The following is a 15,377-nucleotide window of genomic DNA, read 5'->3' on the forward strand; positions in this document are numbered from 1 at the left end:
TTTATGACTACTACTGCCCTTCCCCAGACAACCAAACGTAGGCTGAAAAAAATTCCTCAAATTCCCAGTGTTTGGGAAGGCGATCGCAGACCGTTGGGCAATATGGCATCTCATTTAGAGTCGGATTTGGATGTCGAAGGAGAGTGTATCATGTGGGTTGATGGCTCAGAAGGCTGTGTTAGAGCGATGGATGTTGTCCCTGCTCACATGGGGATAGAAGCAGTAGTACGCACCTTACTCAGAGCTATTGAATCTCCTCATCATCCTGCACAACCAGCACGTCCTCAAAAAATTATTGTGCGCGATCGCGAAATTCAGTTTTTTTTACGAGGTGCGTTACAAAATTTAGATATCGCGATCGAATATGTTCCAGATCTACCTCTAATCGATCAACTGTTTCGAGGATTTGAGGAGATGAGTAACCGTGAAACCACCTCTTTAGCTCCTTATTATGAAAATTTACTCAAAGATATTGCTCAACAAGTTTGGGATCAACAGCCTTGGGAACTACTGGCTGACCGTGATATTTTGATTTTAGAATTTTCAGACTGGGAAATTGAACCAATTTATGTCTGCGTGATGGGCATGATGGCAGCAGAATATGGTGTCTTGTTATATCGTTCTCTCGACTCTCTTAAACAATTTCGAGCTAGTGCTTTAAGAAATAAATCTGTTGAAGAATTGGAACAAGCATTTCTCACTCAAGATTGTTGGTTTCTTAACTACGAAGATTTGGAAGATGAGGATGATGAGGAAGAGGAAGATTGGGAAGAAGAAGAAATTGGTGAAATAGTTCCTTTTTTTGGAAGTTTACATCCTTATGAAGGAATGCGTTCTTTTCTCGACGAAGATGAAGTTAAAATTGTCTATACCGCTCTGGTTGCCATGCTGAAGTTTTGTCAAACTTATGAAGATGAACTAGCTGAAGAAACTATTGAAAAACTGACGAAAACTTATCGAATTTCCCTACCTAAAGATGATCATAAAACTGAAAAAATCAGTGTCAAAGTTTCTACCTTACCAGAATTAACTGAAGAATTATTAGCTCTAAACGAAAATATTAATTTGGTAGAGGAAGAAGAAACCGATCTTCCCATCGAAGAAGATTTAATTCCTGATGGTTCATTAGTTACTTTAGGTCACGTTTCACTTGAAATTTTAGAACAACTTAAACAACAAAGTATTACCTACTATCAATCTTTAGATATTGCTCCTTCTCAAGAAGGTTTACCTGCAATTTTAATTCAAACTTCTCGCCCCAAAGCTAAAACTATTATTGAAAAAATTCAACAAGCTGGTGGTTTAAAAGCAATTTGTTTTAATCCAGGCAACGATCCTTTTACTGGCGATAATTATGAATTGGGAATGCTGCAAACTGGTAATAACAATTTATATATTTTTGCTGAATATTCCCAAGATATTTCTCAACACATTCAGGCAATCAAACGCTGGCATCAACGTTGTCAAAAAGTTAAAGGTTATTGTAGTTTAATTATTGCCATGGGAGTCACAGGAACATCTAAAGGCAATCCTCAACCAAAAGATATGCTAGCGATTTTTGAAGCTAAAGCAATTAAAGGCGAAGATTTAGGCATGGGGGTTTTACAACTTATGCCTCATTTTGAGATTGAATAGTTGTGACCTGCTTAAGAAAAAAAGCCAGCTAATAATAAAGGTAATAATAACGCGATCGTAACTACAAATATTGCTGTTACTGGATCAACATCAATAATGTTTTTTGGACGAGGTTTTTCCATGAGATTGTTTTAATTTTTATTGTGTATTATAGTGATATATTATCCTTCGTAAGAATATAAAATTATTAATAAATCAAAAGTGTAACCGTCCAAAACATAAAATTGCTCAGAACGGTCACAACATTTATTCACATGATTTATGGTTAAACCTACAACTTTGACATCTATCATCTAAGACCGCTCTGACCGAGGGTTGCGCCTCGCCTCGATGATAACAAAGTAGAGGAAGCGACAAAAACTCTACACTGTCGTTGTTAAGGTTAGATTGTTACTGTCCAAACACCTGACGGTCGCTCTTCTTCGATGTCTGACAATGGACCACTGCGGTATAACTCCCATCCAGTAACTTTTTATTTTGTTTGTCTTACATATCTATAATTTATCAAAGCTTTTGGGGGAAATAGTCATTCTTGAGACTGAATCTATCTCTATCAATAGCAATAATCGTATTATTTTTAGCTATCTATCTTTAGTTCAACTATTCGTATTTGAGAACACAAAATTAGCTACACAGAAAAGCCAAACGCGATCGCACTAAAACAAATCCACAATTAGGCATACAATAATTGATTATTAATTTCCTCAATAGTTAAGATTCTCTTAAAAAAGCTTTCGCAGCAGGATGAACTAAATCATCGGAAACTTGATTGCGCTCGATATATTCGTTGATTTCAGTTTATCAGTAGGTTTTATAGTTTAGTATTCCTCTTGAGATCGCAATTTTAGTTGCTTTGTAAGTTTTAGATTTAAGATGGTTTGAAGCTAGTTGTTGTTAAAAATCGTATAAGATTAACATTTATTGCATCCTGTCGATAGTTCGATATTGAATTGCTTCAGCTACATGGTGACTTTTGATCTGCTCATCTCCTGCTAAATCAGCAATAGTCCGAGAGACTTTTAAAACGCGATCCATTGCTCTAGCAGATAAACCAAGTTTCCGAATAGCTCCTTCTAGTAAATTAGAACTAGTCTGATCCAATTGACAAAACTGTCGCAAATGATGAGATTGCATCTGAGCATTACAACTAATTTGAGTTTCAGCTTGAAAACGAGGCGCAAAGCGATCGCGTGCAGCTATGACTCTCGCTCTAACGCTTTGAGAATCTTCTCCTGTGCTTACTTTAGTCATTTCTTCTGCTTTGAGACGATTAACTACCACCTGTAGATCAATACGATCCATTAAAGGACCCGATAATTTTGCCCAATATTGTTCTCTCTGCCTCGGTGAACAGGTACAGAGTTGAATTGAATCGCCAAAATAACCACAGGGGCAGGGATTAGTACTAGCAATTAAAGTAAATTGAGCAGGAAAAACCACCGATTGACGAGTTCTAGAAATACTAACATAACCGTCTTCGAGAGGTTGACGGAGAAATTCTAAGACATTCCGCTTAAATTCCGTCAATTCGTCCAGAAAAAGCACCCCTCTGTGAGCTAAAGAAATTTCTCCTGGACGGGGAAAACTACCACCACCGACTAAAGAAGGCCCCGATGCCGAATGATGAGGACTGCGAAAAGGTCGTTCTGTAATGAGAGAACCTTTATCTTTTAACAATCCTGCTACCGAATGAATTTGAGATACTTCTAAGGCTTCAGTAAAGCTTAACGGAGGTAAAATACCTGGTAACCGTTTTGCCAGCATGGTTTTACCACTGCCAGGAGGGCCAGCAAAAATTAAATTATGTCCTCCTGCTGCTGCAATTTCTAAGGCACGACGAGCATGAACCTGTCCTTTAACATCTTTTAAATCAGGATAATTTTTATCTGAATACTTAAATTGAATTTTAGTATCTACTTCTACTGGTTGATATTTTTCTGGATGATTAAGAAAATGAACTACTGCTTGTAAATTAGGAAAACCATAGACTGCTAAATCTTTAACTACTGCTGCTTCTTGGGTATTATCTTGGGGAACTATTAAACCAGCAATACCCAATTCTTTCGCTACTGCTGCAATAGGTAAAACTCCAGCAACACTTCTGAGAGTACCATCGAGACTAACTTCACCTAAAAATAAAAAATCTCCGAGTAACTGCGGATCTACTTGTTCGGATGCAGCTAAAATTCCCACACTAATCGGTAAATCAAAACTTGGTCCTTCTTTTCTCAGATCAGCAGGAGTCAAATTAATAATAATATTCCGCAACGGAAAAGCAAAACCTGAATTTTTTACAGCAGCTTTAACTCTTTCTCGCGACTCTTGGACTGCTGTATCAGGTAAACCGACAACTACTGTTTTAGGTAATCCTCCAGCAACATCTACTTCCACCCCAACTTTGATCGCATTAATGCCAATAATTGCTGCACTCCAAACCCTAGCAAGCATGAATAAATGAAGATAAGGACTAATCTTCGTTAGTATAGGCTCTCAAACTAAAATTACCTAACCGAGAATTTACGAATATTTTCTATAATTTTGTCAATGCGATCGCTTAATCTAAATGAATAAGCTGGAAGAATCTGTATTTCATTAAAGAGAGAAAAACTATATAATTTACGATTACTGATAAGTGAAATAGGTTGCATTATCACAAGTGCAATAAATAATTAAATTTGATGTCACGAGTAATTATTGCTTCTGATTCTCCGATGGCTGCTGATGTAGGTGCAGCTATTGCCGATAATGGTGGGAATGCGGTAGATGCTGCGATCGCTGCTACAATAGTTTCTATGTGTACTGCACCTGGAGTCATTGCACCTGGTTGTAGCGGTTTTATTACCATTTGGTCGCCACAAGAAGAGCCTGTGGTCATCGATGCTTATGCAGAAGTACCAGGAAGGGGTTTACCAGCAGCAAAATTTGGTCAAGGGATTAGAGAAGTGAACTTTGACTATGGTGGTGGGATGAGGAGTTTAGTTGGTTATGGTTCCGTCGCCACTCCTGGGATGTTTGCAGGTTTGGGATCAGCTTGGGAACAGTATGGAAATCTTGCTTGGCAAGAAATTGTTACCCCAGCACAACAAATTGCAGAACAAGGTTTTCCTCTTTCTAGAGTTTCTGCTGATTATTTAGTTTTTACTGGTAAAAGTATTTTTGGTTGGCATCCCGATAGTTATCGAGCCATTCATAATACAAAGGGAAATTGTTTACAAGCAGGAGAATTAGTTCAAATTGCTGGACTTGCTGAGAGTTTAAAATTAATTGCGACAGAAGGATATCAGGCTTTTTATACAGGGGAACTAGGAGCAAAAATTGCTCAAGAAATTCAGAAGAATGAGGGATTATTAACTGCTACTGATTTAGCTGCTTATCAGGCTATTACCAGAAAACCGATTAGTTTTAGTTGTGGTGATTGGGAAATTTTTACTAATCCTGCTCCTGCTATTGGTGGTGCTTGTTTAGCTGCCATGTTGTTACTACTAGAAAAGAATGCTTTTTCTCGATGGGATAGTAGTGCAGTCAAAACGATGGCACAGATTCAACAAGCTGTACTTGATTATCGTCATCAATATTTAGATGGAGCAACTAATAATTTAGTAACTAAAGAAGTTGCTAGATTGCTTCAACTAGCTGGTTTGGGTGAACCTAACAATCTACTTCAATCTCCTTCTACTATTCATACTTCGGCAGTTGATTCCAATGGTTTGGCTTGTGCTATTACTGCGTCGGCTGGTTATGGCTCTGGAGTCATGATTACAGATACAGGGTTATGGTTAAATAATTCTCTCGGTGAAATTGAACTGCATCCTCACGGTTTAGAAGGTTTATCTCCAGGAACTCGTTTAGCTTCCAATATGGCTCCCACAATTGCTCGTCGAGAAGATGGTACAGTTTTAGCGATTGGTTCTCCTGGTGCTTCGCGAATTACGACAGCATTAACCCAAGTATTATTTAATTATATTCATTTGGGGATGTCTTTAGAAGATGCGATCGCATTTCCTCGTCTTCATGTGGAGGTGTTTGAAGATTTGCATACAATGGCTTTTGAAACAGGATTACCCATAGATGCGATTACATCTTTAGTTACTAGAAAGTTTGAAGGAATTTCTATGTATTTTGGTGGAGTTCAAGCAGCTTTATGGAATCCCAACCAAGGATTAGAAGCTGTCGCCGATCCTCGTCGTACTGGCAAAGTTGCCTCTGGTGGAAAATTGATTTAAAAAATAATCAGATTCAGTTTTGAAGCTCAATAATTTAACTTATTTAATTGCAATATCAAGAAATAATTGAATGAAAATTCTTAATTTAGAAACAGAACAATTAAAAAAGATTTGTCAACAATGGCAAATTGTAGAGCTAGCTTTATTTGGTTCAGTATTACGAGAAGATTTCAACTCTAACAGTGATATAGATGTGCTGGTTTCTTTTTCTGAAGATGCCAAGATTACCTTTTTTGATCTTGATATTCTCGAACAGCAACTTAGTAAATTATTTAATCGTTCCGTTGACGTAGTAACTAAAAGATCAATAGAACAAAGTCACAACTGGATACGCAAAAAAAACATTTTGGAAAATACCAAAATAATTTATGAACAGAGATAAAGAAATTCTGCTAGATTTAATCGAAGCTTGCAATTTAATTTTGCTATTTTCTAATAATAAAGAAGTTGATCTTAAAATTTTGTGGGAAGTTATTCAAACTAGTATTCCTCAATTATTAGCTCAAGCTTTAGCAGCTTTTGAGAGCGAATAAATATTATTAGGTATTAATAAAATAAGTTATTGAGGAGCTAGAGCCAGTTTAACAACTAGATTTTAACTAAAAATTAAAATTATCTAACTCGTTAATTAATAAATTTTCGGCTTCTTCTTCTGAAAGATTTTCTAGATTTGATAAAACTGAATCTATATTTTCTGGTTGTTCTATGTTTTGCTCTATATCAGTAGCAAATAAGTTATTAATTAAATATTCTGCCAAGGATATTATAGTTGGATAATCATAAATTAAAGTAGAAGACAATTTGCACTGTAAGTTAGTTTGCAGTTTATTTCTGAGTTCTACAGAAGATAAAGAGTCTATGCCTAATTCGGTAAATCCTTGCTCGATGTCAATTGTATCTGAAGAATTTAAGCCTAATATTTGACCAACTTCTGTACAGAGATAATTAATTAAGATTGGTTTTAACTCACTTGGCTGGGCAATCTCTAACTGTTGCAAAATTTCGGATTGCTTAATAACTTCTACTTCATTTTTTTTATGATTAATAAAATTAGCAAATAATGGTAATTGTTGTTGCCATTTTGACCAATCAATAGGTAATATTCCTACTTGAATTGCATCAGTTGATAATAAATATTCTAAAATTTCGATGCCTTGTTTTGGTTGAATTTTTCCCATTCCTGGAATTTTGAAACTATTGTTAAATTCCTCATCAGACTGATGTGCATTGAGATTTACTATTTTATTTTTTCTCTCCTCTACTACCTTGCCAATCAATTTTGTATTTGAGAATAATTTAGTATTAGTCGCCATGCCAATTTCATCCCAAGCACCCCAATTAATTGTTAAAGCAGGTAATCCCAAACTACGGCGATAATGAGCTAGATTATCTAAGAAAGCATTAGCAGCACAATAGTTTGCTTGTCCACTCGATCCTAAAATAGAAGCAGCAGAAGAAAACATGACAAAGAAGTCTAACGATAAATTTTGAGTTGCTTGATGTAAATTCCAAGCACCTTGTACTTTGGGAGATATTACTTTGGTAAATTTTTCTTTGGTTAAATTTATAATTGCGCCATCATCGATTATTCCTGCTGCGTGGATGATTCCTTTGAGTGGATGCAGGGGAGAGGAGGAAAAATTTTTCTGCTCTTCAGTATTGTAGTATTTTTGAATTATTTTGTTTACAGCTTCTAAGTCAGCAATATCTGCTTGAATTACTTGAATGGTTGTACCGTTTTGCTGTAGTTGGTTAATAGTTGCTTGTGCGTTTTGCGATGGTTGATTTCTGCTGATTAAAATTAGATGTTTTGCACCTTTTTCTATCATCCATTGAGTAACTTCCAATCCTAATGCACCCAAACCACCAGTAATTAAATAACTGGCATTATGGGCGAACAACAGTTCGCCCATACAATTGAATTGTGAATTTTGAATGACGATTTTACCGATGTGTTTTGCTTGCTGCATATAACGAAAGGCAGCAGTAACATCTTGTTGAGAAAATTGTTTGCATGGTAGAGGTTGAAACGATCCGTTATTAAATTGTGTTATCAAATCGCACAACATCGATTGAATTAATTCTGGTTGTTGTTGGGTTACTTCAATTAAATCGACTAGGAAATAGGATACATTTGGTTGAATAGTTTCGATCTGATTTTTATCCCAAATATCTTTCTTGCCAATTTCGATAAAACAACCATCAGGATTTAAGACAGAGAGACTTTTGGAAATAAATTCACCTGAGAGAGAATTAAGTACAATATCTATTCCCTTACCTGCTGTCAGTGAAAATATTTTGTTAGCGAAATCGAGACTGCGGGAATTAAAAATATGTTTGATTCCCAAAGATTGTAAATATTCCCATTTTGACAAGGATGCTGTGGCGAAAATTTCTGCACCTACTTGTTTGGCAAGTTGAATTGCTGCTAAACCTACTCCTCCTGCTGCGGAGTGAATTAAGATTTTGTCTCCTGGTTTGATTTCGGCAAGATGATGTAGACAATAGTAAGCAGTTAAGAAAGCGGTGGGGATAGTAGCTGCTTCTGTAAAAGATAAAGATGTGGGTTTGGCAATGACTAGGTTAGCATCGACAGTAACATAATTACTAAAACTACCAGACGCGATCGCAATTATCTCATCTCCTACTTTTAATTGATCTACTTTTTTTCCTACTGCAACAATTTCCCCACTACATTCTAATCCCAATTTTCCTGCTTCTCCTGGATACATACCCAAGGCGTTTAAGATATCACGGAAGTTTAACCCGACAGAATGTACTTTAATTTCTACTTCACCATTATTAGGTTGACGACGTGTTGTAGGTTGCCATTGCAGATTGTCTAAAGTTCCTCTTTTGGTTATTTCCAGTTGTAATGGTTGATTTTGATTTGAATTAATTAATTTACGAACTAATCTTGCTACTTTTCTTTTTCCTTCTCGGTAAATGATTCTATTTTCTTGATCAGGAGAGGTTATTTCTTTGAATAATATTTCGCTGTCAATCGTTGAAGTAGAAGAATCTAGATCGATCAAGGTACAATTTAATTCTGGATGTTCTAAATTAATTGCATTTACCATTCCCCAGAGAGGAGATAGAGAGATAGGGGGATAAGGAGAAAAGTTTGTTACTTGACAACCTTTGGTAACAATCCACAAGCGAGGAAAGTTTTGCCAATTGTAATTTATTAAAGCTTGAATTAAATATAATAATTGACTACATTGATTTGGAACTATTTCTGATAAGTTGGTTTGATTGTCTGAATTATCTAAACTCCAAAGATAAATAATTCCTTGAAGGGAATAATTTTGAGCAGTAATTTCTTTTAATAAACGACTATAATCTTCTTTTTGTTGGCAATTAATTTGAAATTTTTGTTCTGAAATAATTTTATATTCATAACTTGGATAGACTAAGATACATTCTCGATTTTCTCTTTTAATCATTTTTCCTAATTGATCTTCATTGTCAAAAATTAAATAACAATGTTTTTGAGTAAAAAATTGATGATTAGTTTCGGGCAAACAGCGGTTCATTCCTACGGGTAAATGATCTTGCCATTGAATTTCGTATAACCAATTTCGCCAGGAAGCTGTTGCTTGATTAATCTTTTTAGCTGTAATTTTTTTGATTTCTAGAATTAGATTACCTAAGTTGTCATAGATAGAAACATCAGCAGTAATAAATTCTGTTTCTTTATCTGTAATTGGCTGAAGTTTAACGTGACTCCAAACAGTATCTTCTTGAAACGTTTGATGACAATATAAATTTTTTAGACTAACTGGTATATACGTAGCTGCTTGTAATTCGTGTGGTAAAGCAGCTAAAATAATTTGTAAGCAAGCGTCTAATAAAGCTGGATGAAATTGATAAAGATGCTGTTCAGATTTAAGTAATTCTGGTAAACTAATTTTTCCAAATGCTAATGCTTCGGTTTCTTTGTACCAAATCTGTTGAACACCTTGAAAACTTAAACCGTAATCAATATTTTTTTGCTGACATTGTTGATAATGTTCTTTGCCTGATATTTCTCCAACAAATTGTTTTTGTAGTTTAGATAAATCTTTTTTCCTCGCTGTTGCTGATTCTGATAAGATGATTTTTCCCGAACAATGTAAATGCCATGATTCATCTGTCAGTAAACTGTAAATTTTAAACCTAGCTGTGGTTGATTCTTGATTAATAATTGTCTGAATGGTTTGATCTTGTTTATCAGATAAAATCAGTGCTTGTTCAACCTCAATGTCTTCTAAACTAATTACTGAAGAAGAGAAGATGTTATTTCCAGCAGCTAAGGCTATTTCTAAATAAGCCGTCGCAGGAAAAATGATTTCTTGATTAATTTTATGGTCTTGTAAAAAAAATAATTCACTAACATTAATTTCTGATTGAAAAATAATTTCTTTAACAGGCGATCGCAATTTTTTTCCTAATAACAAATGGCATTTTTTATTTTGGATACATTCGCTTCGTTCAGTGCGTACTTTTGAATTTTGATTTTTCTCAATCCAACAGCGTTGTTTTTGAAATGGGTAAGTAGGCAGAGAAATTTTATGATACTGATAATCTTGATAAAAATTAATCCAATTAATATCTATTCCTCTTAGATACAATTGAGCTAAACCATCTAAAATAATTTGTTCGTCATTTATTTCTGGACGTAAACTAGGAAGCAATAATGTCGAATCTGAATTGTGTAAAAGCTCACCAGTCATTCCTAGTAAGGTTGGTTTTGCACCACATTCAATTAATACTTGATAACCAGCTTGATTTAAAGTTTCAATACTTTTAGTAAATTGTACTGTTTGTAAGATATGAGCGCACCAATACTCAGAAGTGGCTATTTCAGAAGTGGCTATTTTTCCTGTTAGGTTAGAAATAAGATTGATTTGAGGAGAAGTATAATTAATTTCTCTAGCAAATCGTTCAAATTCAGTTAAAATTGGTTGCATTAAAGAAGAATGAAAGGCATGAGATACATTTAATTGTTTGGTTTTAATTCCTTCAGCTTCTAATTTAGATATAACTGTTTCAATAGCTGATTTTTTTCCTGATATAACAATACTATGATTTCCATTAATTGCTGCAATACTAATTTCTGTTTCAAATCCTACTAGGGCTTTTTTTACAACCTCTTCGGTCGCTAAAATAGATACCATTATTCCATTTTGAGGTAATTTTTGCATTAATTTACCTCTAGTAGCAACTAATTTTAAAGCATCTTCTAAACTAAATACTCCTGCCAAACAAGCTGCTACATATTCCCCCAAACTATGACCTAAAACTGCATCGGGTTTGATTCCCCAAGATATCCATAATTGTGCCAGAGAGTATGCGATCGCAAATAATGTTGGTTGAGTATATTGGGTTTGATTTATATCCTGTAAAGACGTTTCATGGAACGTCTCTAAATCATCGGGATAAATTATTGATAATAATGGTTGATCTAAATAGGGTTGTAAAATTTCTGCACAGCGATCTAATGTCTGACGAAATAGAGGTTGAGTTTGATATAATTTCTTACCCATATTAAGATATTGTGAACCTTGTCCAGTGAATAAAAAAGCAATTTTTGGACGAGATTTAGTAGTAACAAATGATTCTGTTGCTGTTAAATAGTTTTGAAGTTTATCTATTAATTGAGGAATAGTTTCAGCAGTTACTGCCAAACGACAATTAAAATGACTTCTTCCTGTATTTGCTGTGTAACAAATATCTTCTAAAGATAAATTGGGATGAAATTGAAGGAAATTAATATATTGTTGGGTTAATTCTTTTAATGCAGATTGATTTTTTGCCGATAGAGTTAATAAATTAATCGGATATTGTTGTAGATACCTTCCATGGAACGTATCTACAGGATAGAATAAAAATTCTTCTAAAATAACGTGAGCGTTTGTACCACCAATTCCTAAAGAGTTAATACCAGCACGACGGGGATAATCAGTTTTATTCCATTGTTTTAAAACCGTATTAACATAAAATGGACTGTTGACGAAATCGATCTGAGGATTAGGAGTGTCAAAATGTAGACTAGGGGGAATCTTTTGATGATACAGACATAAAACTGTTTTGATAAACCCTACTATTCCCGAAGCTATTTGTAAGTGTCCCACATTAGTTTTGACCGAACCTATGGCACAAAATCTTTTTTTATTTGTATCCAAACTAAATGCTTGAGAAAGTCCCGCAAGTTCGATCGGATCTCCTAGAATAGTTCCCGTACCATGTGCTTCAATATAACTAATAGATTCTGTAGCAATACCTGAAACAGCGATCGCTTCTGCTACAGCTTTTGCTTGTCCTTCACTATTAGGTGCAAAATAACCTACTTTTGTGCCACCATCATTATTAATCGCCGAACCCTTAATTACAGCATAAATGCGATCGCGATCTGTGATAGCATTGCTTAAGGGTTTTAAAACTACTACCCCAACACCACTACCAAAAATAGTACCACTTGCTTGGGCATCAAAAGCACGGCAATGTCCATCGGGAGAAAGAATCATTCCTTCTTGATAAAGATAACCGACTTTTTGAGGTACGTGAAGGGAAACCCCACCAGCTAATGCCATATCGCATTCGCCATTGATTAAACTTTGACAAGCGAGATGAATAGCAACTAAAGAAGTTGAACAGGCAGTTTGAACATTAACCGATGCTCCTGTAAGATTGAGTTTATAAGATACCCTGGTCGTGAGATAATCTTTATCGTTGGCAACCGTCGCTTGGAAACCACCCATAGAAGTGAGAGTAAACACATCCAAGTCTTCGTTGTCATCTAACTGGTTGCGGTTGGGATAAATATTGTTGAGTAAATAAGTGTTAGTAGCTGCACCAGCATATAAACTAATTACACCTGGATAAGTAAGAGGATCGCATCCTGCATCTTCCAGACTTGACCAAGCACATTCTAATAATAGACGTTGTTGTGGATCGATCAGTTGTGCTTCTTTGGGAGAGTAACCAAAAAATTCGGCATCAAAATATTCTATGTCTTCAATAATTGGACTCGCTTTGACATAATTAGGATGATTAATTAAATTAGGATTTATTCCCGAAGCTGCAATTTCTTCATTTGAAAAAAAGGTAATTGACTCTACACCATCACATAAATTCTGCCAAAATTCTGCTATATTTTTTGCGCCAGGAAAACGACAAGACATTCCAATGACGGCAATATCAGTACTCGTTTGTTTGCGTCTTGATTTAATCTTTACCTCAGTTTTCGTTTGACTTAAATATTCTGCTAGTTTCTCAATTGTTGGATATTGAAATAAAGTTACTGCTGATAAGGATTGCTGGGGATAATTCTGGATCTTATTTAAGACTTGCATCAGAAGGATCGAGTTACCTCCCAACTCAAAGAAATTATCCTTAATACCAACAGTTTTTAGAATTAATACTTCCTGCCAAATTGCAACCAACTGCTGTTCTAATTCATTCCGAGGTAAAACGCGATCGCTTTTATTCTGCTCTTCAATTAAAGTTTTTATTTTCTTAATAATGTCATCAAATTTCCCAGTTTGAAAATCTTGAACTAACTGTTGACGTTGAATTTTGCCTATCGAAGTTTTGGGAATGAGCGATTTTTGTACTGGAATTAAATAAGTAGGATTAATATTAATTTTATTAACAACTACTTGACGGATTTTTTTTATACAATTGACAAGGAAACTGTCTTCAAAAGAAGTAGGATGAAAAAAAATACTTAATTTTTCTGTATTATCTTCTTTACTTCTCACTCCACAAGCAGCCGTGTAAGAAACTTCTACCTCTTTCAATTCTTCAACCACTGCTTCAATTTCATGGTTATAGTAATTAAAACTATTAATGACAATTACATCTTTTTGACGACCAGTAATAGTTAACTTACCGTTATGAATAAAAGCTAAATCTCCTGTATTAAACCAAGCATCTTCAGTAAAAATTTCTTGATTTAAATCAGGCAATCCATAATAACCAACAGTAACCGTTGCGCCTTTTACTTGTAATAAACCAATTTCTTCTTCTACTAATATTTGATGCTCTTGATTAACAATCCGAATAGATACCCCAGGAATAGGAAAACCTAGATCGATAAATTCTTCCTCATTCGTTGTAGATTCCAACGAAAAACTGTCAGAATGAACAATACCAGAACAAGTTTCTGACATTCCATAACCAGGACTAACCACATTAGACTTTAATCCATAAGAAGCTAATAATTTTAAAAACTTCCTCGTCGTTTTTCCGACTACAGCTTCCGCACCATTTCCCATCCAACGCAAACAAGATAAATCCCACTTATCCTGTTTAATTTCCGTCAGACAATCATTAATTAAACCATAACCAAAATTAGGTGACCAAGTAACAGTAACCCGATATTTATTAATAATATCTAACCACTGAAGAGGATTTTTTAAAACAAGTTCGTTGGCGACATGAATTTGCTGACAACCTAGATATACCTGCGTCAGGTGAAACATTACTAAACTAGCAACGTGTTCTAGTGGCATCCAATTAAGAGTAATATCATCCTGAGATAACTTATTTACCGTCGCCATGCCAAACATACTCGACAACAAATTGCCATGACTAAGCATTACTCCTTTAGGTTTTCCCGTACTCCCAGAAGTAAACAAAATCAAAGCTAAATCTTCAGGTTGACTGCAATAATAATTACTGTCTCTTTCTCCTTGTAATAAATCTTCTACCGTAACCGATTGAAAATTCTTTAAATTAGTTTCAGCAGCAAAAGCATCAATAACACCGCTTAAATTCCGATCTGTAACTACCAAACAAGGTTGTAACGATAATTTCTCCCCTTCTCCCTGTCTCCTCGTCTCCTCTCCCCAAACCAACTCCCAAACATAACGCAGAAGATTCGCCTTACCATTGTCAGTTGTGTAACTAGGTGCAACCGCCAGAGGTACAGGAATAAACCCCCCTAAAATACATCCCCAGAAAACCGCTAAAAAATCTCGTCCCTGGTGTAGCTGTAAAATAACTTTAGCTTGAGGTTTTAAACCTAATTTTCTTAAATTAAACAGAATAGTTTCTGCTTGGGTGAGTAACTCTTCATAAGATTGCCAATCTTCAACACCATCCTGCTGAATGTAAAAAATACCCTTCTGTTTAACTGGAGATTGTTGAAAGAAATTTTTTTTCTCCTCCTCTCCTTCTCCTCCTCTCCTCATCTTCCTTCCTGCTACTTGTTGCAGAAGATTAGGTAAAGTAACAGACATCAAACTACCAGGTAACGATGCGCCATCGGCACACGCTATTTTTTTCCTCACACCCATAAGTTGCTTCCTTTTCAATACCCTGCTTGGATACTGGGTATTTTTATAACACCTTATTTAAAACAAATCCAAATTAATTATCGAGTTTGAGTTGGGGGTGTCTAAAATTACAGTTAGAACATTATTAAAATCTTCAAAGAAGTAAGCTAAAACACATTATTAATCAATTAATCTCCATAGAATTGAATGTTTAGCTTCAAAACTTTGAAATTTTCGCTACAGTCATAATATAGCG

At 35.1% G+C, this 15,377-nt stretch carries 6 protein-coding genes; 4 read left to right on the plus strand and 2 right to left on the minus strand.

The window, feature by feature from the left end:
* The first annotated feature begins 3 nt into the window (after positions 1 to 3).
* The gene (locus STA7437_RS00955; RefSeq protein WP_015191489.1) at positions 4 to 1,635 is read left to right on the plus strand and encodes a DUF6930 domain-containing protein; all 1,632 of its coding nucleotides are present in this window, start codon (positions 4 to 6) and stop codon (positions 1,633 to 1,635) included.
* 918 nt (positions 1,636 to 2,553) lie between these two features.
* On the opposite strand, the gene STA7437_RS00960 is transcribed toward STA7437_RS00955, so the two are convergent.
* A complete protein-coding gene (locus STA7437_RS00960) occupies positions 2,554 to 4,083 on the minus strand; it encodes a YifB family Mg chelatase-like AAA ATPase (RefSeq protein WP_015191491.1) in 1,530 nt (509 codons plus the stop codon).
* A gap of 230 nt (positions 4,084 to 4,313) precedes the next feature.
* Between STA7437_RS00960 and STA7437_RS00965 the strand changes: the two genes are divergently transcribed.
* The 3 genes from STA7437_RS00965 to STA7437_RS26385 all read left to right on the plus strand — a co-directional run bounded on the left by STA7437_RS00965 (position 4,314) and on the right by STA7437_RS26385 (position 6,391).
* Positions 4,314 to 5,858, plus strand: a complete 1,545-nt coding sequence (locus tag STA7437_RS00965; RefSeq protein ID WP_015191493.1) for a gamma-glutamyltransferase — start codon at positions 4,314 to 4,316, stop codon at positions 5,856 to 5,858.
* Between the two features lie 70 nt (positions 5,859 to 5,928).
* On the plus strand, positions 5,929 to 6,240 hold the full coding sequence (locus tag STA7437_RS00970; protein WP_015191494.1) for a nucleotidyltransferase family protein: 312 nt from the start codon (positions 5,929 to 5,931) through the stop codon (positions 6,238 to 6,240).
* Positions 6,227 to 6,391 carry a hypothetical protein gene (locus STA7437_RS26385; protein ID WP_015191495.1) on the plus strand — a complete coding sequence of 55 codons (165 nt, stop codon included), beginning with the start codon at positions 6,227 to 6,229 and terminating at the stop codon, positions 6,389 to 6,391. Before STA7437_RS00970 ends, STA7437_RS26385 begins: the two co-directional genes overlap by 14 nt.
* 66 nt (positions 6,392 to 6,457) lie before the next feature.
* Here the strand turns inward: STA7437_RS26385 and STA7437_RS00975 are convergent, their stop codons facing one another.
* Positions 6,458 to 15,142 carry a type I polyketide synthase gene (locus STA7437_RS00975; protein WP_015191496.1) on the minus strand — a complete coding sequence of 2,895 codons (8,685 nt, stop codon included), beginning with the start codon at positions 15,140 to 15,142 and terminating at the stop codon, positions 6,458 to 6,460.
* Positions 15,143 to 15,377: the final 235 nt, after the last annotated feature.

Origin of the sequence: Stanieria cyanosphaera PCC 7437 (genome assembly GCF_000317575.1) — a bacterium.
GTDB lineage: Bacteria > Cyanobacteriota > Cyanobacteriia > Cyanobacteriales > Xenococcaceae > Stanieria > Stanieria cyanosphaera.